Source organism: Pseudomonas sp. FG43 (assembly GCF_057809175.1).
Genome location: NZ_JBMDJL010000012.1, coordinates 38,924 through 60,442, shown reverse-complemented (window position 1 = coordinate 60,442; position 21,519 = coordinate 38,924). Strand labels below are relative to the sequence as shown.

General features: G+C 56.1%; 23 protein-coding genes. 7 read left to right on the top strand and 16 right to left on the bottom strand.

Features of this window, described 5'->3' with window-relative positions:
• Positions 1-46: 46 nt before the first annotated feature.
• Together glpK and ACODS3_RS15600 are read right to left on the bottom strand one after the other, a co-directional pair.
• Positions 47-1,552 (bottom strand): glycerol kinase GlpK, encoded by a 1,506-nt coding sequence (gene glpK / locus ACODS3_RS15605; protein ID WP_201017359.1) that lies wholly within the window; start codon positions 1,550-1,552, stop codon positions 47-49.
• A gap of 28 nt (positions 1,553-1,580) precedes the next feature.
• Entirely contained in the window at positions 1,581-2,432 is an 852-nt protein-coding gene (locus ACODS3_RS15600) for an MIP/aquaporin family protein (protein ID WP_201000115.1), read from the bottom strand.
• Between the two features lie 349 nt (positions 2,433-2,781).
• Between ACODS3_RS15600 and ybaK the strand changes: the two genes are divergently transcribed.
• Positions 2,782-3,252, top strand: a complete 471-nt coding sequence (gene ybaK / locus ACODS3_RS15595; RefSeq protein WP_489035128.1) for a Cys-tRNA(Pro) deacylase — start codon at positions 2,782-2,784, stop codon at positions 3,250-3,252.
• Between the two features lie 47 nt (positions 3,253-3,299).
• Here ybaK and ACODS3_RS15590 read toward each other — a convergent pair whose 3' ends face one another.
• Complete coding sequence (locus ACODS3_RS15590) at positions 3,300-4,373, bottom strand: ABC transporter ATP-binding protein (protein WP_201017357.1); 1,074 nt, start codon at positions 4,371-4,373, stop codon at positions 3,300-3,302.
• On the bottom strand, positions 4,370-5,290 hold the full coding sequence (gene argF / locus ACODS3_RS15585) for an ornithine carbamoyltransferase (protein ID WP_201000112.1): 921 nt from the start codon (positions 5,288-5,290) through the stop codon (positions 4,370-4,372). Before argF ends, ACODS3_RS15590 begins: the two co-directional genes overlap by 4 nt.
• 415 nt (positions 5,291-5,705) lie before the next feature.
• On the opposite strand from argF, the gene ACODS3_RS15580 reads away from it, so the two are divergent.
• From ACODS3_RS15580 to grxD, 3 genes are all read left to right on the top strand, one after another.
• Positions 5,706-5,999, top strand: a complete 294-nt coding sequence (locus tag ACODS3_RS15580) for a hypothetical protein (protein ID WP_025261500.1) — start codon at positions 5,706-5,708, stop codon at positions 5,997-5,999.
• A gap of 134 nt (positions 6,000-6,133) precedes the next feature.
• On the top strand, positions 6,134-8,242 hold the full coding sequence (locus ACODS3_RS15575; protein WP_489035125.1) for a molybdopterin oxidoreductase family protein: 2,109 nt from the start codon (positions 6,134-6,136) through the stop codon (positions 8,240-8,242).
• 106 nt (positions 8,243-8,348) lie between these two features.
• Positions 8,349-8,675, top strand: coding sequence for a Grx4 family monothiol glutaredoxin (grxD, locus tag ACODS3_RS15570; protein ID WP_201000110.1), 327 nt, complete (start codon positions 8,349-8,351; stop codon positions 8,673-8,675).
• Between the two features lie 113 nt (positions 8,676-8,788).
• Here the strand turns inward: grxD and bfr are convergent, their stop codons facing one another.
• The 4 genes from bfr to pyrC all read right to left on the bottom strand — a co-directional run bounded on the left by bfr (position 8,789) and on the right by pyrC (position 11,606).
• Positions 8,789-9,259 carry a bacterioferritin gene (gene bfr, locus ACODS3_RS15565; protein ID WP_025261497.1) on the bottom strand — a complete coding sequence of 157 codons (471 nt, stop codon included), beginning with the start codon at positions 9,257-9,259 and terminating at the stop codon, positions 8,789-8,791.
• Between the two features lie 201 nt (positions 9,260-9,460).
• Positions 9,461-9,679, bottom strand: a complete 219-nt coding sequence (locus ACODS3_RS15560; RefSeq protein WP_117166038.1) for a bacterioferritin-associated ferredoxin — start codon at positions 9,677-9,679, stop codon at positions 9,461-9,463.
• Positions 9,680-9,888: 209 nt separating this feature from the next.
• Entirely contained in the window at positions 9,889-10,563 is a 675-nt protein-coding gene (gene rnt, locus ACODS3_RS15555; RefSeq protein WP_201017354.1) for a ribonuclease T, read from the bottom strand.
• Positions 10,560-11,606, bottom strand: coding sequence for a dihydroorotase (gene pyrC, locus ACODS3_RS15550; protein ID WP_489035122.1), 1,047 nt, complete (start codon positions 11,604-11,606; stop codon positions 10,560-10,562). The genes rnt and pyrC overlap by 4 nt, the downstream gene beginning before the upstream one ends.
• Positions 11,607-11,754: 148 nt before the next feature.
• Here pyrC and ACODS3_RS15545 point away from each other — a divergent pair, with 148 nt between their 5' ends.
• The gene (locus ACODS3_RS15545; protein ID WP_201017352.1) at positions 11,755-12,663 is read left to right on the top strand and encodes a flagellar protein MotY; all 909 of its coding nucleotides are present in this window, start codon (positions 11,755-11,757) and stop codon (positions 12,661-12,663) included.
• A 128-nt stretch (positions 12,664-12,791) separates the two neighbouring features.
• Complete coding sequence (locus ACODS3_RS15540; RefSeq protein ID WP_201000106.1) at positions 12,792-14,009, top strand: argininosuccinate synthase; 1,218 nt, start codon at positions 12,792-12,794, stop codon at positions 14,007-14,009.
• Positions 14,010-14,318: 309 nt separating this feature from the next.
• Here ACODS3_RS15540 and ACODS3_RS15535 read toward each other — a convergent pair whose 3' ends face one another.
• Entirely contained in the window at positions 14,319-14,846 is a 528-nt protein-coding gene (locus ACODS3_RS15535; RefSeq protein WP_489035120.1) for a hypothetical protein, read from the bottom strand.
• Positions 14,847-16,145: 1,299 nt separating this feature from the next.
• On the opposite strand from ACODS3_RS15535, the gene ACODS3_RS15530 reads away from it, so the two are divergent.
• Entirely contained in the window at positions 16,146-16,772 is a 627-nt protein-coding gene (locus ACODS3_RS15530) for a response regulator transcription factor (protein ID WP_025261490.1), read from the top strand.
• 110 nt (positions 16,773-16,882) lie between these two features.
• Here ACODS3_RS15530 and ACODS3_RS15525 read toward each other — a convergent pair whose 3' ends face one another.
• The 7 genes from ACODS3_RS15525 to ACODS3_RS15495 all read right to left on the bottom strand — a co-directional run bounded on the left by ACODS3_RS15525 (position 16,883) and on the right by ACODS3_RS15495 (position 21,465).
• Positions 16,883-17,065 (bottom strand): PA3496 family putative envelope integrity protein, encoded by a 183-nt coding sequence (locus tag ACODS3_RS15525; protein WP_201017350.1) that lies wholly within the window; start codon positions 17,063-17,065, stop codon positions 16,883-16,885.
• 107 nt (positions 17,066-17,172) lie between these two features.
• Positions 17,173-17,811 carry an endonuclease III gene (nth, locus tag ACODS3_RS15520; protein WP_201000103.1) on the bottom strand — a complete coding sequence of 213 codons (639 nt, stop codon included), beginning with the start codon at positions 17,809-17,811 and terminating at the stop codon, positions 17,173-17,175.
• On the bottom strand, positions 17,808-18,377 hold the full coding sequence (locus ACODS3_RS15515; RefSeq protein WP_489035117.1) for an Rnf-Nqr domain containing protein: 570 nt from the start codon (positions 18,375-18,377) through the stop codon (positions 17,808-17,810). The genes nth and ACODS3_RS15515 overlap by 4 nt, the downstream gene beginning before the upstream one ends.
• Positions 18,374-18,928: an RnfABCDGE type electron transport complex subunit G gene (locus ACODS3_RS15510; protein WP_304574946.1), complete on the bottom strand. Its 555-nt coding sequence runs from the start codon at positions 18,926-18,928 to the stop codon at positions 18,374-18,376. Before ACODS3_RS15510 ends, ACODS3_RS15515 begins: the two co-directional genes overlap by 4 nt.
• Positions 18,925-19,905: an RnfABCDGE type electron transport complex subunit D gene (locus tag ACODS3_RS15505; protein ID WP_489035116.1), complete on the bottom strand. Its 981-nt coding sequence runs from the start codon at positions 19,903-19,905 to the stop codon at positions 18,925-18,927. Before ACODS3_RS15505 ends, ACODS3_RS15510 begins: the two co-directional genes overlap by 4 nt.
• Positions 19,892-20,899 (bottom strand): electron transport complex subunit RsxB, encoded by a 1,008-nt coding sequence (rsxB, locus tag ACODS3_RS15500; RefSeq protein WP_304574948.1) that lies wholly within the window; start codon positions 20,897-20,899, stop codon positions 19,892-19,894. The genes ACODS3_RS15505 and rsxB overlap by 14 nt, the downstream gene beginning before the upstream one ends.
• Positions 20,896-21,465: an Rnf-Nqr domain containing protein gene (locus ACODS3_RS15495; protein WP_201000098.1), complete on the bottom strand. Its 570-nt coding sequence runs from the start codon at positions 21,463-21,465 to the stop codon at positions 20,896-20,898. Before ACODS3_RS15495 ends, rsxB begins: the two co-directional genes overlap by 4 nt.
• Positions 21,466-21,519: the final 54 nt, after the last annotated feature.

The window sequence follows — 21,519 nt, the reverse complement described above, 5'->3', positions numbered from 1 at the left end:
GCCGGGCCTCGGCTGTCAGCTTCAATAATCCTGCTCCCCGTCCTGCTTACTCCTCGTTTTCGTGTGGTTCCCAGTCACGAGTGCGCTCGACGGCTTTCTTCCAGCCAGCGTAGAGCTTCTCTTTTTCTGCCTCGTCGCACTGAGGCTCGAACACACGCTCGATCACGGCCTTGTTGCGCAACTCGTCCAGACTGCTCCAGAAGCCAATTGCCAGACCAGCCAGGAACGCTGCGCCCAGAGCGGTGGTTTCGCGCATTTGCGGGCGCTCGACCTGAGTGCCGAGGATGTCGGCCTGGAATTGCATGAGGAAGTTGTTGGCGACCGCGCCGCCATCGACGCGCAGAGACTTGAGACGTTCGCCCGAATCCTGCTGCATGGCGTCCAGCACATCGCGAGTCTGATAGGCGATGGATTCCAGTGCGGCGCGGATGATGTGGTCGACTTTCACGCCGCGAGTCAGGCCGAACAATGCGCCACGGGCATAAGGGTCCCAGTAGGGCGCGCCCAGACCGGTAAAGGCCGGGACCAGATACACGCCGTTGCTGTTCTTGACCTTGTTGGCGAAGTACTCGGTGTCCAGCGCGTCGTTGACGATTTTCAGTTCGTCACGCAGCCACTGCACAGTAGAGCCGCCGTTGAACACCGCGCCTTCCAGTGCGTAAGCCACTTCGCCACGCGGGCCGCAGCCAATGGTGGTCAGCATGCCGTGGGCCGACTTGACGGCTTTCTTGCCGGTGTTCATCAGCAGGAAGCAGCCGGTGCCATAGGTGTTTTTCGCCTGACCCGGCTCCACGCACATTTGCCCGAACAGCGCGGCCTGCTGGTCGCCTGCGATACCGGCAATCGGAATCCCGCTTTTGCTGTGGCCATAGACTTCCGAGGATGCCTTGACCTCAGGCAGCATTTCGCGAGGGATATCCAGCACATCGAGCATGCGCTGATCCCATTCCAGGGTATGGATGTTGAACAGCATGGTGCGCGAGGCGTTGGTGTAGTCGGTGACGTGAATCTTGCCGCCGGTGAATTTCCAGATCAGCCAGCTATCGACGGTGCCAAACATCAGCTCGCCCTTGCGTGCGCGCTCGCGGCTGCCTTCGACGTTATCCAGAATCCACTTGAGCTTGGTACCGGAGAAGTACGGGTCGGTGACCAGGCCAGTGGTTTCCTTGATGTATTCTTCAAGGCCGTCGCGCTTGAGCTGCTGGCAGATCTCGGTGCTGCGGCGGCACTGCCAGACGATGGCGTTGTAGATCGGGCGGCCGGTGTCCTTTTCCCATACAACCGTGGTTTCACGCTGGTTGGTGATACCGATGGCCGCGATCTGATTGTGATGCAGGTCAGCCTGAGCCAGGGCCTTGGTCATGCAGGCGGTCTGGGTGGCGAAGATTTCCATCGGGTCATGCTCGACCCAGCCAGCCTGCGGGTAATGCTGGACGAACTCGCTTTGGGCGGTGCTCACCACGTTGGCGTTGCGGTCGAAAATGATCGCACGTGAACTGGTGGTGCCCTGGTCAAGGGCAATGATGTAGTTCTTGTTCTGAGAGTCTGTCATTTCGATTGCCTTGCGTTATTGGGGGTATTCAAGCGGAAGTCTGTGCTTTGCCGCGAATGGCTTCAGGAGCCTGTTCAACGGCGACGGCGCTGGGCAGATGACGGGCGATCAGCCCGCGATAGCCGGCAGCACCCAGGCAGGCACCCAGAATCGGTGCAAAGATCGGAACCAGGAAATACGGTATGTCGCGCCCACCGGTGAACGCTATCTCATCCCAGCCTGCAAGGAATGTCATCAGTTTAGGGCCGAAATCCCGTGCCGGGTTCATGGCGAAGCCGGTCAGCGGCCCCATGGATGCTCCGATCACGGCAACCAGCAAGCCGACCAGCAAAGGCGCCATCGCGCCGCGTGGCAGGCCGTTGCTGTCATCGCCCAGAGCCATGATGACGCCCATCAGCACGGCAGTGATCACCACCTCGACCAGAAACGCCTGACCCACCGAAATGGCCGGGTTCGGATAGGTTGAGAACACCGACGCCAATTCAAGGCTTTGCACGCTGCCACGAATCATGTTGTGGGCATGTTCGTAATCGAAGAACAGGCTGATGTAAAGCAGATAAACCAGCCCCGCACCACAGAAGGCACCGGCAATCTGTGCGCTTATATAGAAGGGCAGTTTTTTCTTTTCAAAGCCTGCAAAGAGGCTGAGCGCGATGCTGACGGCAGGGTTCAGGTGAGCGCCCGAAACACCGGCGCTTATGTAAATCGCCATGCTGACGGCCAGACCCCAGATGATGCAGATTTCCCACAAGCCAAATGAAGCACCTGCGACCTTGAGCGCTGCAACGCATCCTGTGCCGAAGAAGATCATCAGAGCGGTGCCAAGGAATTCAGCCAGGCACTGGCCTCTGAGCGTCGGTTGTTGCATTGATATGGTCATTTGAACCTCATTTTTTTGTTTTTTGCGGCTTCGTATGCAAAGCACCGATGCTCATCATCTGCCGTATCGGGAAAACCCCATTCCCGACCGGTTTTACGAATCTTGTTGAAAATTGAATTTCAAAAATATTCGTAAACGAAAAAATATAGACAAGAAACAATGCTGTCAAAGGTTGAAAGTGAACCGTTGACGATATTTTCTGACAGCGAAATTTGATTTTTCTCCATTTTGTGTAGGAATTATTTTTTTGATTTTAAAGGGCTATCACTGAGGTGTATGTATTGAGACAGGGCTTTTGCGCTGCATTTCGCCTAAAGTAATGGCCGCCTTGAGTTATCAGGAGTGTCGTATGACCCCCGCGCTGGATTTATTGAAAAAGGTTCGCGCCGAACATCGTATTCACAGTTACGAACATGATCCGAAAGCAGCGTCTTATGGGCTGGAAGCGGCCGAAAAGCTTGGCCTCGAAGCGGCGCGGGTGTTCAAGACCCTGCTTGCCAGCACTGAAAAGGGGGAATTGTTGGTGGCCGTGGTGCCGGTTGCCGGAACCCTGGATCTGAAAGCCCTGGCCAGTGCCGCTGCGGCGAAGAAAACCGAAATGGCCGACCCGGCTGCGGCCCAGCGGGCAACCGGTTATCTGTTGGGCGGGATCAGCCCCTTGGGGCAGAAGAAGCGTTTACGCACCTTCATCGACCAGAGCGCCCAGCCTTTTGAGACGATCTACGTCAGTGCAGGTCGGCGCGGGCTGGAGGTTGAGTTGTCGGCGGCGGTGCTGGCTGAACATACCAGGGCAGTTTTTGCAGCGATCGGGCGGGAATAGTTCGCTCCTGCTTCAAAGTCGGAGCGAATTCCTTCGTGAAAAGCGATCTACAGAACCGAATGCGCGGCAACACTCCCGGCAGCCGGAAACAGCACCAGATGCTCGGTGGTCACCCGGATGCCGACTTCTTCCCCTGTCATATGATCGGCATGGCCCGGGAAGATGGCTTCAAGCTGGCTGCCTGTCGGTAACTGCAAGCGATACAGGGTCGAAGCGCCCTGGAATGTTCTGCCAACGACCCGTGCCTTCAGGTCGCTGTCGGCGGCATAGACAATATCGTCCGGCCGCAGCAACACGTCGACGGCACTGCCGCTGACGCCCGGATAGGCGCGATTGCCACGCAGTACGCCGATTTCGGTCTGTACCGACTGTGGATCTACCAGTTGCCCGCGAATGAAATAGCCTTGCCCGATGAAACTGGCCACGAAAGGCGTCTGCGGTTCGTGATACAGGTTGTAGGGCGTATCCCATTGCTCAAGCCGACCTTCCTTGAAGACACCCACATGGTCGCTGACCGCGAAGGCTTCCTCCTGGTCATGGGTCACCAGAATCGCGCTGGTGCCACGAGCCTTGAGAATGTCGCGCACTTCATGGCTCAGGCGTCGGCGCAATTCACCGTCGAGGTTGGAAAACGGCTCATCCAGCAATAACAACTGCGGCTCCGGAGCCAGCGCTCGGGCCAGCGCGACACGCTGCTGTTGTCCGCCGGAAAGCTCATGGGGATAACGTTTGCCCAGCGAGCCCAGATTGACCAACTCCAGTAATTCGTCGATCACCTGATTCAGGCGCGGGTGTTTACGGATACCGAAGGCGATGTTCTGCGCCACGCTCAGATGTGGAAACAGCGCATAGTCCTGGAACACCATGCCGATCCGGCGTTTCTCCGGGGCGAGGGTCCAGCCGGGGCGTGAGATGACTTCGCCGGCCAGCGTGATCTCGCCGGCATGGATCGGTTCAAACCCGGCAATGGCGCGCAAGGTCGTGGTCTTGCCGCACCCTGACGATCCCAGCAGACAGCCGATATCCCCGGCGTTGAGGTGCAGGTTGAGGTCCTGCACCACACGTTGATCCTGATAGCCGCATGCCAGATTGCGCAGATTCAGCAGCAGGGTATGACTCATTTTGGCTGATAGGACGGCGCGACCAGAAACTCCAGCAGGGCTTTCTGGGCATGCAGGCGGTTTTCGGCCTGATCCCAGGCGACCGAGCGTTCATCATCCAGCAGGTCGACGCTGATTTCTTCCCCGCGATGCGCTGGCAGGCAATGCATGAACAGGACGTCTTCGGCAGCCAGGTCGAGCAAGGCCCGAGTGACCTGGAAAGGGGCGAACAGCGCGATGCGTTTGGCGGTTTCTTCTTCCTGGCCCATCGAGGTCCAGACATCGGTACTGACCAGATGCGCGCCGGCGACTGCTTCCTTCGGATCACGGGTGACGGTCACGCGATCACCGGCCAGTGCCAGGAACTCCGGGTTTGGCTCGTAGCCGGAAGGGCAGGCCACGCGCAACTGGAAGTCAAACTGTATGGCTGCTTCTATATAGCTGTTGCACATATTGTTGCCGTCGCCGATCCAGGCCACCGTCTTGCCCTTGATCGAGCCGCGATGCTCCAGGAAAGTCTGCATGTCGGCCAGCAACTGGCACGGATGCAGATCGTCGGACAGCCCGTTGATCACCGGGACGCGGGAATTGGCAGCGAATTCGGTCAGGTTGCTGTGGGCAAAAGTACGAATCATCACCGCATCGAGCATGCGTGACATGACCTTTGCACTGTCGGCAATCGGCTCGCCACGGCCCAGTTGGGTGTCGCGATGGGACAGAAAGATGGCCTGACCACCCATCTGGATCATGCCCGCTTCAAAGGAAAGACGGGTACGTGTCGAGGATTTCTCGAAGATCATCCCCAGCACTCGATTCTTGAGTGGTTCAAAAAGCACGCCGCGATTTCGCAGGTCTTTAAGCTCTACGCCACGACGGATCAGGCCCAGAAGCTCATCTGGGGTGTAATCCATCATCGAGAGAAAGTGCCTGGCGCTCATTATTAACTACCTTTTTTGCAACAGACCGCAGGTTCTGAAAGCCGGTTTTTATCGGGAAAACGGCATGACCTGAGGCGAAAGCCGCACGGGGGCGACGAATAAGGAAGGCGCGATAGTATAAAAAAATGTCGCGTCTTACCAATAGCATGCTTACTTCAGAGAGAACGAAGTCCGTAACCGCAAAGGCGCTGGTTGAAACAGCCCTGTGGCCGGTCCGCTGATTGCAGAAGGCAGCATTTGTACACTGACCAAACAGTGCTTGGCAATTGATGCCGATCCTGTAAAAGTCCGGTCTTGTGCCTCTACGCTTATGCGACGTGCTTCACGGCGTTGAAAGGTTGCCCGTTTCCTTAACTGCTTACGTGAGTTATAAAGAGTTACAAGTAACTGCTCAATATCAATCGAGGAGCCGGGAATGGACTCAAAGGAACGACAACTAACGGAGCTGCTTGGGTTGACCGCTCGTACCCTGACGCACCTCACCGCTTCGATGACGTCGATGTCTTTTGAGTTGTTGCGTAGCGAAGACGAAGTCACGCGGGCTGCCGGACGTCGCATGATCGACCGTATGGCGACCATCAGTTCAGGTCTTGATGACCACTGGCGTCTGATCGGCGAACTGACGGGCGTGCATGTCGCTCAGGAGCAGATCGAAACTGTCACTGAAATCCAGTTGCAGCGTAAGGTCGTGACCCCCATCGGCAACTGACCGACTGAGGCCATCCGCCCGCCTGATGGCCCGCGATTCACGAGACGAACGTCTCTGGCGCGCTCGGCAGTAACGTTCCATATTCTTGTCAATGCAATCAATCGTGACTGCCATGACAAGAATATGAGGCTGCGATGATCAGGACCGAGCACCACCGCGCTTGCCACCTGTGCGAGGCCATCTGCGGCCTCACCATCGAAACCAGTGCATCCCCGGATGCTGCCCCGATCATCACCTCGATCAAGGGCGACCCGCTCGATGGTTTCAGCCGTGGCCACATCTGTCCCAAGGCCGTGGCCCTGCAAGATATCCAGAATGATCCCGACCGCTTGCGCCAGCCCATGTTGCGTGTGGGGAGCCAATGGCAGCCGATCGAGTGGCAGGATGCTTTTGATCTCGTCGCCGAGCGCCTTTTTGCCATTCAGCAGCAGTATGGGCAAAACGCAGTCGCGGTCTATCAAGGCAATCCCAGCGTGCATAACTATGGGCTGACGACCCATAGCAACTATTTTCTCGGCTTGCTCAAGACCCGTAACCGTTACTCGGCCACTTCTGTCGATCAACTGCCGCATCACCTCACCAGTTTCCTGATGTATGGCCACGGTCTGTTACTGCCTGTGCCCGATATCGACCACACCGATTTCATGCTGATCCTGGGCGGCAACCCCCTGGCCTCCAATGGCAGCATCATGACGGTGCCTGATGTCGAGAAGCGCCTGAAAGCCATTCAGAAACGTGGCGGCAAAGTGGTTGTGGTCGATCCTCGGCGCAGCGAGACGGCTGCGATTGCGGATCAACATGTCTTTGTCCGGCCCGGTGGCGATGCCGCGCTGCTTTTCGGTCTGCTCAATACCTTGTTCGAGGAAGGCCTGACCCGCGAGAGTCATTTGCCCATCGATGGTCTGGAGCAGGTACGAGAGGCGATCAAGGCGCTGAGCGCCGAAGCCATGAGCCCGCGTTGTGGGATTCCTGCCGAGCAGATTCGCCAGTTAGCCCGTGATTTCGCTGCCGCTGACAAAGCTGTGTGTTACGGGCGCATGGGAATTTCCACCCAGGCTTTTGGAACGCTATGCCATTGGCTGGTGCAATTGATCAACCTGGTGACCGGCAACCTTGATCGGGTCGGCGGAACCCTGTGTACCGAACCTGCCGTGGATCTGGTCAGTTCGACTTCAGGCGGGCATTTCAATCTCTGGCAGAGCAGGGTTTCCGGTTTGCCCGAGTATGGCGGCGAGTTGCCGGTTTCGGCGCTGGCAGAAGAGATTCTGACCGAAGGGGAAGGGCAGATACGTGCCTTGGTCACGGTTGCCGGCAACCCGGTACTGTCCACGCCCAACGGGCGCCAGTTGGAAGAGGCTCTGGACGGGCTGGATTTCATGCTCAGTATCGATCTGTACATCAATGAAACCACTCGTTATGCCGATCTGATCCTGCCTTCAACCTCGGCGCTGGAAAACGATCATTACGACACGACTTTCAACCTTCTGGCGGTGCGTAACGTCACCCGCTTCAATCGTGCGATCTTTGCCAAGCCTGAAGGCGCATTGCATGACTGGGAAATCTTCGTCGGGCTGGCCAGGGCTTTTGCGGCCAAGGCCCAAAAGGAACTGAAACCGACGATGCCTCCTGCGGCAATCATCGATCATGGCCTGCGCAAGGGCTTTTATGGTGAGGCATCGGCTCACGCTTTGTCAGTCGAGGCCCTGGGCAATTACCCGCACGGGCTGGATCTGGGGCCATTGAAACCCAATCTGTCACCTCGCCTGAAAACCGCCAATGGACGTCTCCAGGCGGCTCCTGAAGTGATCATGGCTGATCTGTCCCGGTTCATTGAATCACCAGCGCCGCAAGCAGGGGAGTTGTTGTTGATCGGTCGACGGCATGTGCGCAGCAACAACTCATGGATGCATAACTATCACCGTCTGGTGAAGGGCAAACCTCGTCATCAATTGCTGATGCATCCCGATGATCTGGCCAGTCGAGGTCTGAGCGACGGGCAACAGGTGAAGGTCAACTCGCGGGTCGGGATGATCGAAGTGCAGGTGTTGGGCAGTGCCGAGATGATGCCCGGAGTGGTCAGCTTGCCCCATGGCTGGGGGCATTCGCGTGCCGGGGTGCGTATGGCGATCGCCCAGGGGCAGCCAGGCGTCAGTGCCAATGACCTGACTGACGAGCGACAGCTCGATGTCTTGTCCGGCAATGCCGTGTTGAATGGCGTGCCTGTGCAGGTGACTTCCTGCTGAGTTCAAGACTTCCTGCTGAGTTCAAGACTGAGCGTCTGGCACGGGATTCCGTTACAATGCGCCACCGTGCCGACAACTGAGTCGGAAAGTTCAGCCGAGGTGCTCCATGGATATCATCGAAACGATCAAAGAGCAGATTGCCAACAACACCATTCTGCTTTACATGAAAGGCGCTCCGAATGCCCCGCAGTGCGGTTTTTCGGCCAAAGCCTCCCAGGCCTTGATGGCATGTGGCGAAAAATTCGCTTATGTCGACATTCTGCAGAACCCGGAAATCCGCGCCAACCTGCCTAAATACGCCAACTGGCCGACCTTCCCGCAACTGTGGGTTGCCGGTGAGCTGGTTGGCGGCAGCGACATCATCACCGAAATGTTCCAGAACGGTGAGTTGCAGCCTCTGCTCAAGCAAGCGGCTGAAAGCGCGAAGTCCTAATTGCAGGCCGTAGGAGCGAATTCATTCGCGAATGAATTCGCTCCTACCGGGACTGCGATAAAAAAGCCCCGCTCTCGTCAGAGGCGGGGCTTTTTGTCGGTCGCTGAAAAGGCTTAATCGCCCATCTGCGACTGCAGGTAATTTTCGATACCCACTTTTTCGATCAGGCCCAGTTGGGTTTCCAGCCAGTCGATGTGCTCTTCCTCGGATTCGAGGATGTCTTCCAGCAGTTCGCGGCTGCCAAAGTCGCCAACGGTTTCAAAGTGCGCAATCGCAGCCTTGAGGTCTGCCAGGCCTTTCTTTTCGATCTTCAGGTCGCACTCAAGCATTTCCTTGGTGTGCTCGCCGATCAGGATCTTGCCCAGCTCTTGCAGGTTAGGCAGGCCTTCGAGGAACAGGATGCGCTTGATGAGCTTGTCGGCGTGCTTCATCTCGTCGATGGACTCGCGATACTCATGAGCGCCCAGTTTTTTCAGACCCCAATCTTCATACATGCGGGCATGCAGGAAGTACTGATTGATCGCGACCAGCTCGTTTCCGAGGATCTTGTTGAGATGCTGGATGACTGTAATGTCGCCTTTCATGTTCGAGGTCCTGCCGATGGCTTGTGTATATAAAGCGCGAGTTTGAGCTGCACTTAAAAGCCTGTCAAACCTAAGTTATTGAATAATAAGTGAAATTAAATAAGAATAAGAATGTTTGAGTTCCGCATCTTGACGCTAAGCGCTTGAATTACAGGCATAAAAAAACCGGACACAGGGTCCGGTTCTTTGAAATAGGGGAATTCAGGCAGCTGAAAATTCTGCTGGATAAGCCAGCGAAACCTGGCTGCTTTGCAGTTCTGTCAGGGTTTCACGCACCACTTCCTTGGCAAGGCAGGCGCATTTTCCGCATTTGCTGGCAACACCCAACGTCTGACGCACTTCGCGATAACTACAGCAGCCCTCAAGGATTGCATCCCGGATCTGGCCGTCAGTGACACCTTGGCAGAGGCAAACATACATAAGTCGGTAACCGTCGCTGGTTATTGCTTTGTGCCGAGGAGGTTAATCTTAATGAGAATGCTTGTCAAAACTGTTTTGGATACGCTTTGCCAACTCCGATGGACGGTCATGAGCAATTTTCAATTCTGCCCGGTAATGCGTCGTTAACTGCCGTGGGAAATATAAATAAAAAACCGGCGCAAGGCCGGTTCATTCATGAGGCATGGGCCTCAGTCGTCGTAGTCTTCCCAGCCGCCCATTTCCTTCCAGCGGTTGACGATGCCACAGAACAGCTCGGCGGTTTTTTCGGTGTCGTAGCGAGCCGAGTGGGCCTCGCGTCCATCGAAGTCCATTCCGGCTGCCTGGCACGCCTTGGCCAGTACTGTCTGACCATAGGCCAGGCCAGCGAGGGTTGCGGTGTCGAAGCTGGAGAACGGATGAAACGGATTGCGTTTCATGTCCAGGCGAGCGACGGCAGCGTTCAGGAAGCCCAGATCGAAGCTGGCGTTGTGGCCGACCAGCACGGCGCGTTTGCAGCCATTGGCCTTCAGCGCCTTGCGCACGCCGCGAAAGATATCGGTCAGTGCGGTTTCTTCGCTCACTGCCATGCGCAGCGGGTGATCGAGCTTGATACCGGTGAACTCAAGCGCAGCCGCTTCGATATTGGCGCCCTCGAACGGTTCCACACGGAAGAAATAGGTGTGCTCCGGGAACACAAAACCTTTTTCGTCCATGCCGATCGTTACAGCGGCGATTTCCAGCAGGGCATCGGTTGCCGCATTGAAACCACCGGTTTCCACGTCGATGACTACAGGCAGGTAGCCACGAAAACGTGCTGCCATCGGGTGGCGCGAGCCGCCGCCACCGTGACCGTCCTGTTCGTCGTCGTAATGATCTTCACTCACGCATTTTCCTCCAGCAGGCGCCAGCGCAGTTTTTCTCCGGCGCGCAGCGGGATTACGCTCAACTCGCCAAATGGCAGGCTGGCAGGGGCTGTCCACTCGTCACGAACCAGCGTGATGGTGTCCTGGTTGGCAGGCAGGCCGTAGAACTCCGGGCCGTGGAGGCTGGCGAAGCCTTCCAGTTTGTCCAGCGCGTTACGTTGCTCGAAAGCCTCGGCATACATTTCGATAGCGGCATACGCCGTGTAGCAGCCAGCGCAACCGCAGGCGGCTTCCTTGGCATGCTGGGCATGAGGTGCCGAGTCGGTGCCCAGGAAGAACTTGCCGTTGCCACTGGTTGCGGCATCGAGCAGCGCTGTCTGGTGCGTATTGCGCTTGAGGATCGGCAGGCAATAGAAATGTGGCCGAATACCGCCGACCAGCATGTGGTTGCGGTTATAGAGCAAGTGATGCGCGGTGATGGTCGCTGCAACGTTGGCCGGGGCCGCATTGACGAATTGCACGGCGTCACCGGTCGTGATGTGTTCAAACACCACTTTCAACGTCGGGAAGCGCTCCACCACACGGCGCAGATGCTCGTCGATGAAGATCTTCTCGCGGTCGAAGACGTCAATGTCGCCGCGGGTGACTTCGCCATGGACCAGCAGCAGCATGCCGACTTCGGCCATGGCTTCCAGAACATGGAAAATCTTGTCGATGCTGGTGACGCCAGAGTCGGAGTTGGTGGTCGCACCGGCCGGATACAGTTTGGCCGCATGGACGAAACCGCTGGCCTTGGCCGTGCGAATGTCCTCGGGCGTGGTCTGGTCGGTCAGATAAAGCACCATCAGCGGCTCGAAACGGCTGCCGGCCGGGCGTGCATCCAGGATGCGCTGGCGATAGGCATCGGCTTGCTGTGCATTGCGTACTGGGGGCACAAGGTTGGGCATGATGATTGCGCGGCCAAAAGTGCGCGCAACGTCAGCAACGGTGTGTGGCAAAACAGCTCCGTCACGGAGGTGGATGTGCCAGTCGTCGGGACGCAGAAGGGTCAGGCGGTCAGACATTGGGGATTCCAGGCGGGTCAAACTGCTGGGAATCCTACCGGAAAAGACTCTCTCAGGCACTCGCTATCAAGTTTTGTAGGAAGTTACCGATAGCCCGACGTAAGAAGCAGTTTTTTGTTTCGTGTCATTTTTATAAGTGGAGCCTCCCGTGCGCCAGCTATATCTCGCCTTGCTCAGCGTATTTGCCAGCCTCCCGGCCATGGCAGTCAGTTTCCAGACACGTCTGGAGAGTATCGAGTGGAAGGTCGAAGGGGATCAGTTCGAGTGTCGCCTGAGTCAGCCGATTACCGATTTCGGTGTAGGTGAATTCGTGCGCCGCGCCGGTGAGCAGGCTACATTCCGTCTCAAGCCGTCTTACAACATGCTGGGTAATGGTTCGGCCACTCTGCTGGCTGCGGCAGCACCCTGGCAGCCGGGACGGGGTGATATCAACCTCGGCTCGGTCCGTGTCAGCAATGGCGAGATTCCTTTCAATAGCTCCGAGGCACAGGCCGGACGCCTGATCAGCGGTTTGATGGAAGGGCGCAGCCCGCTCATCCGTCATAGCACCCGCGATGGCGGTGGCCCGATGGAAATACGGCTATTGCCCGTCAGGTTCAGCAAGGCGTTCAGCGACTATCAGTTGTGTACGACCAAACTGCTGCCGATGAATTTCGATCAGATCAAGCAGGCCGAAGTTGGCTTCCCCGGCGGCGGCATCGAGCTGGACGCCAAGGCCAAGGCCCGTCTGGACAATATGATTGCGTATCTGCGTGCCGATCCAACGGTCAACCATATCGAGCTGGACGGCCATTCGGATAACAGCGGCAATCGCCTGACCAACCGCGACCTGTCCCGGCGTCGGGCGCTGGCGGTGATGGACTATATGAAGGCTCAGGGGATTCCCGAGCAACAGATCACCTTGCGCTTTCATGGCGAGCGTTATCCGCTGGCTCCCAACACCAACGATGCCAACCGCGCGCGCAACCGCCGTGTAAATGTGCATCTGGAGCGTGTCGCTCCCGAAGAAAAGCCGGTTCCAGTCGCTTCTGCCGCCAGCGCTGCACGCACTTCGTAACCCGCCTGTCTCCTCGCGAGGCTGACATAACCTGTCGCCTCGTCGTCACAAGCTGTCGCGCCCCTGTAAATTTGCTGGTTTGAACGGTAGAATCAACGGTTTTCCGTACAACCCGGTGGAGTGATGGCATGGCGGACGTAAACAAGGTAGTTCTCGCGTATTCCGGTGGCCTGGATACTTCGGTCATTCTGAAGTGGCTGCAAGATACGTATAACTGCGAAGTGGTGACCTTTACAGCTGACCTGGGTCAGGGGGAAGAGGTCGAGCCGGCACGTGCCAAGGCTCAGGCCATGGGCGTTAAAGAAATCTACATCGACGACCTGCGTGAAGAGTTCGTACGTGATTTCGTGTTCCCGATGTTCCGTGCCAACACCGTCTACGAAGGCGAGTACCTGCTGGGTACTTCCATCGCTCGTCCACTGATCGCCAAACGCCTGATCGAAATCGCCAACGAAACCGGCGCTGACGCCATTTCCCATGGTGCTACCGGTAAAGGTAACGATCAGGTTCGTTTCGAGCTGGGCGCCTACGCCCTCAAGCCAGGCGTCAAAGTGATTGCCCCATGGCGTGAGTGGGATCTGCTTTCGCGTGAAAAGCTGATGGATTATGCCGAGAAGCATGCAATCCCGATCGAGCGTCATGGCAAGAAAAAATCCCCGTACTCGATGGATGCCAACCTGCTGCACATCTCCTATGAAGGCGGCGTGCTGGAAGATACCTGGACCGAGCACGAAGAGGACATGTGGCGCTGGACCAAGTCTCCGGAAGACGCGCCGAACGTTCCAACCTATCTTGAGCTGACCTATCGCAATGGCGATATCGTCGCTCTGGACGGCGTTGAAATGTCGCCTGCTACCGTACTGGCTACCTTGAACCGCATCGGTGGCGAGAACGGCATCGGCCGTCTGGACATCGTGGAAAACCGTTATGTGGGCATGAAGTCCCGCGGCTGCTATGAAACCCCAGGCGGCACCATCATGCTGCGCGCTCACCGCGCCATCGAGTCGATCACTCTGGATCGTGAAGTCGCTCACCTCAAGGATGAGTTGATGGCCAAGTACGCCAGCCTGATCTACACCGGCTACTGGTGGAGCCCTGAGCGTCTGATGCTGCAACAGATGATCGATGCGTCTCAGGTCCATGTGAACGGTATCGTTCGCCTGAAACTGTATAAAGGTAATGTGATCGTTACTGGTCGCAAGTCCGAAGAGTCGCTGTTCGATGCAAACATTGCCACCTTTGAAGAGGATGGCGGTGCTTACAATCAGGCGGACGCTGCTGGCTTCATCAAGCTCAATGCCCTGCGCATGCGCATTGCAGCGAACAAGGGCCGCAAGTTCTTCTGAACCCGGTCTGATGTTTGAGAATGCAGCCCTTCGGGGCTGCATTTTAAATCGGCGGTGTGCAATGCACTGTCACGTTTTTCCCGACCTTTCCCATGCTGATATTCCCCGTTTGCGTTCTTGATGCCGGGTGCTGCGGGCATTCTTGTGTGTGCGAGAGATAAAGAAGAAGTGGGTCGCAGGAAGGCGTTTCAAATGCTCGTGTCGTGCAGTGTCGCGGGCGTGTGTGGCGATGCGGGCCGGGGGGGGGGGCGGTATCGACACGAAGTCCAGTCGATACCGCGTCGGGTTATCTGTTTATATCAAGTATGTTCAGGGCGTTTCACTGTCCCTCTTTTGTTTGAATTCAAAACGATAGGCTTTACCGATATTCCAGACCTGTCGCACACTCAGATCAAGTAGTTGTGCAATTTCCGGCGCGGTATAGCCGAGGCTGGAATAATGCATGGCATGACCGGCAACGACATCGTCAATATCGGAGGTGTCATAGTGGGGGTCTTTATTGGCTTCTCTTATAGGGCGGCTGAACTTGATCTTTACATCGTTTTCCAGCGCCAGTTGTCGAATTTCCTTCTTGTTCATCCTCAATGAATATTGCAGGGCGGAAACCCCTGCGCCTTTGGCAACCAGATTCCTGAGCAACTCCAGTTTGGCACTTTTTTCAAGCTCCGGATAAAGGGCAGGTGCTTCTTCCGCAACCGCTAGAACCGGTGATTCTGCTGTTTCGCCATCGGGTATAACTGCAATGACACCTCCTTGTGCCACAAACTGTTCAACAGCGGCGGTTAAATCAAGAGGGGTTATATTTTTTGAGGTCGAGTGAGAGGTTTTGTTGTTCATGGTATATCCCTTTTTGAACATGGTTATACACATGGCCAATTCAAAAGAATTGTCAGGCCCGGTTCGGGCTTGTCAAAGGGAGGGTGTTCCTGATCGGCCATGTTCATGTTGCCCGAATCCTTTCGACTCTCTTGATAAGCAGAGTCCATATAAAGCTGTGCTATTCATGGCGTCATTAAAATGACGTCGTTTGTTGGGTCGCTCTAATCTAACTGCACATAGTTGTTGGCAGAAAGTAATGAGTTCGTTGTTAAAAAAGTAACGACTGGTAATAGAATTTGCAAGTGAAAAAACGGCGCACTACATGAATTGACTTGTTGGATTTGAAGAGGTCTTACATGCTGCTATCTACCGTCTGCTAGTTGTGTAGTACGTTTCCTCTTTGGCGTGGCAGGTATGGAAGCCAAATGAAATATAGTATTAGCTACTTGTCGAATGAGCCATTCGCAGAATTGAACTGTGTACGGTGTGCGACAGAAAGGTATGAAACTTTTCTGTAGAGAGTATTTATGTATCACTTTTATCGTGGTGATAGCGTAAAGTCAGCATCTTGAATGCTTCTGCAGTGAGTAACTGATAGTTGAGGAGTCCTGGTTCCGTGCGATGTAGGAAAAATCTGAACGTTGCGTGGTCTTGGTCTTTTTGCTTGGGTTTGTATAAGAAAGGTATATTTATATGTGTATTTTTTCTACGTAGTGCTGATATATGGTTTTGAAGGTAAATTTCTGAAGCAAGTAATTCAATATGATTCTCGCCTGTTTTACGTACGCCCGATTGGCTCACAGGTGCTCGGAGCGAGCATGCTGTAGCTGCCTGGAACATGATGCCTGATGTCTCTGTGCCCCTATTCAGGCCGGTTCTCGGTAGCGCTGTTCGTTTGCGCGTTTTCAGTTTTAGAGTGGTGGCAAGAGGCTATATAAATGACGTCTATCCAGGTTTTTGACAGTTGCCAAGGGTGAATAACCATCGGGGCGATTGCATGTTCATCGGCTATTGACTGATCAGGCTTGAGAAGTAAAAGACTAATGCTTGACCTCGCGGCAATAATTGTTTTATCTGAGTTACGATGCTCTATCTCAGCACTCCAGACGGTAGTAATTTCATCGAATTCCGAAGGGGAGGCTCTATGAAAAATATAAAAAATAGTTCGTTAGTAGCGAAATTTGTAGGAGTTTTCTGTTGTATGTGTAGGAACGGTCTTTGGCTGTTACTCCTCGAGGGTGAGCGTCATGCAAAGCACTAAACGACTAAGCTATTGTGCTGACTCTGAAAATTCGAATAGCGAAAATTGGACTGCCCATGAATAAAGTGCTGATCGTGGATGATCATCCTGTCATTCGCCTTGCTGTACGCATGCTGATGGAGCGCCACGGCTATGAGGTCATTGCGGAGACGGACAATGGAGTGGATGCGTTGCAACTGGCTCGCGAACATTTGCCCGATATCGTCATTCTGGATATAGGCATTCCCAAGCTCGATGGCCTGGAAGTAATTGCCCGTCTGTCTGCCATGACATTGCCATTCAAGGTGCTGATTCTTACCTCGCAGGCACCTGGCCATTTTTCCATGCGCTGCATGCAGGCCGGTGCTGCCGGATATGTCTGCAAGCAACAGGATCTGACCGAATTGCTGAGCGCCATCAAGGCGGTGTTATCGGGGTACAGCTACTTTCCCAACCAGGCCTTGCATACCGTGCGCTCAAGCATGGGGAATGCCAGTGAAGCCGATATGGTGGATCGTCTCTCGGGGCGCGAGATGATGGTGTTGCAGCAATTGGCCAGGGGGAAAACGAACAAGGAAATCGCAGATGGCATGTTCCTGAGCAATAAAACCGTCAGCACCTACAAGACGCGCCTGCTGCTCAAGCTCAATGCGCACTCACTGGTCGATCTGATCGAGCTTGCCCAGCGTAACGGGCTGGTCTGATGCTCACGCCCAAAAGGCTTCCTGTGGGTCTGCGCGGTATCGATCAGGCAAGCCCATGCGAAAGCCTCTCCTGATGAGAGGCTTTGAATCAGGTTTTTGCAAGGGGGCGCTTAAAGGTCGAAGTCGTAATCGGCCAGTTGCTTCTGCAGGCGCCGCTCTTCAAGCATGTTATCGATGGTGCGTCGCTTGCTCAGGTTGGTCTTGGCGGGTTCGACGGGTGCTTGTTCGATGTCGTCCGAATCGACAGCGATGAAATCGTCTTCTACGTCCAATTGCTCTTTGCCGGTACTCATGAAAGTTGACTCCAGGCTTTGGCTGTCATTGGCGCACCTTATATCGATAATCCCGATGCTGGTAAAAAAGATTTTTTCAATCGATCAAGCCATAGAGCCTCTATTGCTCAATCGTCCGAGGTCTTTTCCTTGTAATCGCAGAGGTCCTCGATTCGGCAGCTTCCGCAGCGGGGCTTGCGTGCCTGGCACACATAGCGTCCGTGGAGGATCAGCCAGTGATGGGCATCCAGCAGGTAGTTTTTGGGCACAAACTTCATCAACTGTTTTTCCACTTCCACCACGTTTTTGCCGGGTGCGATGCCGGTGCGGTTGCTGACACGGAAAATGTGCGTGTCGACAGCCATCGCTATCTGGCGAAAAGCAGTGTTGAGCACGACATTGGCCGTTTTGCGGCCCACGCCGGGTAATGCCTCCAGAGCTTCGCGAGTTTGTGGCACTTCACCGTTGTGCAGCTCCATAAGCAGCCGACAGGTTTCAATAACGTTCCTGGCCTTGCTGTTGTAGAGCCCGATGGTCTTGATGTACTCGGACAATCCTTCGACGCCCAGCGCGTGAATGGCCTGTGGCGTATTGGCTACCGGATAAAGCCTGGCTGTGGCCTTGTTGACGCTGACATCAGTCGCCTGTGCTGACAGGATCACCGATATCAACAACTCGAACGGTGTGGTGTAGGCCAGCTCGGTTTTTGGATCGGGATTGTCTTCGTGGAGCCTGCGGAAGATTTCCTGACGTTTTGCGGCATTCATGCAGAAGGTATTTCCCTGGAAGGTGTCGGTCTGGTCAAGGCATTGTATGCGGCAAGCAGAAGGCCCAGAAGCATGAAGCCACCGGGAGCCAGAATGGCCATGTGCAAGGTTGGGCCGGGAAGGCTAATTTGCCACTGGATTGCAGAATTGCCAAACAACCAATGGGCATTGCTCAGGATCGTCGCGTTGCCCAACAACTCGCGCATGAACCCCAGCACCAGCATCAACGTGGTGTATCCGCCCAGAATGTATTTGCTGATGGGCGCAGCCTGGATCTGAAGGCAATGGATGGCGATCAAGGGCAGATAAATGCCCAGAGCCTTATGCAGTTCGGGAGCCTGAAGTTGCAGGCCTGTTTCTGCACAGGTGACCAGCGTGGCGGCAATCAGGGTGCTGGCAAGCCATTTCTGGAGTGCATCCAGCAATGGCGTCAGCGCCCGTAACAAGGCTGTGTGCAAGCCGGCGACCACAGTGAATGCCAGCAAGAAAGCGAGCGCCTTGATCAGCGAATCTGTAGCGCCAATCAGCGGGACGAGAAGGAGCAGGCAGGGCGTATGCAGCTTCACGGTCTTGTACTCAGAAGGCGGACCTTGTGATCGTCGAAGTAGCGCAAGGTGTCCTGAATGGCTCCGACAACCGCTCTGGAGGTGATGGTTGCACCGGCGATCTGGTCGAATGCTCCGTCGTTCAGCGTTTTGCCTGAGAAGCCCTTCAGCCATTGAGGCTCGCTCACGATACGGGCGCCCATGCCCGGTGTCTCGTGTTGCTCAAGCACCTTGATCCCCAACAACCTGCCTTCAATCGATACGCCCACAAGCAATTCCACGGGGCCAGCATAACCCTGGCCGTGGCTATGAAAGATCACTGCATATGGCTGGCCCTCGCGGGTGGCGAGAAAGGCACCCAGCACTGATGAATGGCTCACGGGCAACGGCAATGGATGGCGCAATGGCTGATTGTCGTAGGTGCCGTCGGGCAAGACACTCGACCATTCCTGGTTGCGTGCTTCTTCACGAGCAGCCTGAATGCGCGGCGCGGCAGAGTGTTGCACACTCATGCTGATGCCAGTGCCCAGTCCCGCGATGGCGATCATGATGATCACACCAAGCGGCTTCATGATGCCGACTCCGCAGATGAGCGTGCGGTCAGCCGTTCCAGAGCCGGTACCGCCAGATTCATCAGCAGTACCGCGAAGGCCACGCCATCCGGGTAGCCGCCCCAAGTGCGTATCACATAAGTCATCAGGCCGATGCCGATCCCGAACAGCAGGCGTGCGCGTGGGCTGGCAGGCCCGGATACCGGCTCGGTTGCGATAAAGAAAGCACCCAGCATCGTGGCGCCAGTCAGCAGGTGAAAGGTGGGTGAGCCGTTGGAGTCCGATCCCGAACCGTTCCAGCACAACAGGCTGATCACGAACAGGCTGGCAAGCATGCCGACCGGAGCATGCCAGCTGATGATCCGCTGTCGCAGCAGCCATGCACCGCCTGCGAGAAACGCCAGATTGACCCATTCCGTGCCACGACCACCCATTGCGCCGAAAGCCGGATGGCTGGTGAATAGTTCATCAATGGTCAGGTTGGTGTTGATGCGCAGAACATCCAGTGCCGTGGCCTGTGACCACGCATCCGCTTGAGGGCCATCGCTGAAACCGAAGATCTGTTGCAGGCCGCCCATCAGATTCAGGCCATGGCTGGCAGGCCAGTGATTCATCTGCTGGGTAAAGCTCACCAATACAAAGGCATAACCGAGCATTGCCGGATTGAAAGGATTTTTGCCGACGCCGCCATACAGGTGTTTGCCAAAAATCATTGCGAAGCCACTGGCCAGACATGTCAGCCACCAGGGGGAATAGGGCGGCAGAGCGAGCGCGAGGAGGGTGGCGCTGACCAGTGCGCTGCCGTCCATAAGGCTTGAATGTGCAGGCCGGCCCTTTAACCGCAGGCCGGTGAACTCGACGAGCAGAGCGGTGCCCGATGCAAGCAGCCATGTGATCAACACTCCCCAGCCATACAGCCACAGCAGCGTCAGCGCGCCGGGCAGGACTGCGAGCAGAACCATGCCCATGGACTTTTGCAGACGCTCAGGCGCTTGCATCGATCAAGGCCGCTTCGGCAGCACTCAGCGCTGTTTCGGCGTGTTGCAATTCTGTGCTCAATGCGGCGAGTCGTTCTGCCGGAGCTTGTGTGGCTTCGGCTTTCTTCAGGGCAGCACGGGCCATAGCCAACTGGATCTTGGCGCGTTTTACCCCGCTATTGTCGAGCCTTGCCACAGGCTGTACGGGTTGCACGGATGCAGCAGAAAGCAGTTTTTCCAGAGCCTGTTCGGCGTCCTCGAATTCCCGTTGCAGTTCCACCAGCCGTGCAGCCTGTTCAGCGATAGGCGGATGCCCGAAAGCTTTGAGGGATTTGTTCAACTGCGCACGACTCATGGCGACGGTAATACGGGCTTTTTTCAGCGCTTCGTCTTCCACTGCGGCCTTGTCGCTACGAACCCGCTCGATGACTGACGTGCTGACCGGTAACGGCTTTTGCGCTCTTGCCTGACGCTCTGCTGCACGTTGCTCCAGCTCGCGACGCAGCCGTGCATTGCGCGACTCGAAGCGACGACGGGCGTGGTTACGCTTCTGGGCACGGGCCTGCAGTTGTTCGGTGCTTGAAGCCAGGCCACCGACAATCGGTGTGACGCTTGCCAGCGGCAACGGGCGCATTTCGATACAGTCCACCGGGCAGGGCGCCACACACAGGTCGCAGCCTGTGCATTCGTCGATGATGACTGTATGCATCTGCTTTGCGGCACCGACAATGGCATCGACCGGGCAGGCCTGAATGCACTTTGTACAGCCGATGCATTCTGCTTCTCGAATGAAGGCGACCTGTGCCGGTGCCACGCCGCGTTCGGTATCCAGGGGCAGAGCGGGGATGCGCAGCAGTTGCGCCAGTTGCGCAATGGTTTCCTCACCGCCGGGCGGGCATTTGTTGATGGCTTCGCCACCGGCAATACCTTCGGCGTAAGGCTTGCAGCCGGGATGCCCGCATTTGCCGCATTGGGTCTGTGGCAGCAGGGCGTCGATGCGTTGTATCAGGTTCATGACTTTATCAGTCCGTTGAAGCCCATGAAGGCCAGCCCCATGAGCCCGATGCTGATCAAGCGGATCGGCATGCCGCGAAACGGTTGTGCAATATCTTCAGAGCGGACCCTTTGCCCAAGATCATCCAGCAGGCTCAATACCAGCCAGAAACCCAGACCTGCACCTAGGCTCAGGGCCAGCAGATGCCCAAGGCCCTGATCAGGTTCGATGCCGAGCAGCAAAACGCCCGCCATGCCCGCGTTCCCCAGCAGCAACGGCCACAGGCCGTCGAAGTCCAGCCGTGGAAGCAGTCTTTTCAGCCCCTTCAGGCTGGGCGTCAGCAAAAGCACCATCACTGGCAAGACGACGAACAGCCGCAAGCCTCCCTGATTCAAGGGCGCCAGCACGTAATGGAGGATCAGGTAACTGACGATGCTGCTTGCCAGCATCAGCCAGCAGGTAGCGATGCCCAGTGCATGCAGGCGATGTCGTGGCTGAGGTGACAAGGGATCGGCGCCCAGCGGTTGCTGCAACACGAAGTTGTTGATCAGGGCGGCGCTCAAGAGTGTGTAGATGAAATCGGTCATGATCTTGCCGGGTGGCGAACAGGCTGGTGAGCCTCTTTAAAAGTAGACAGTATC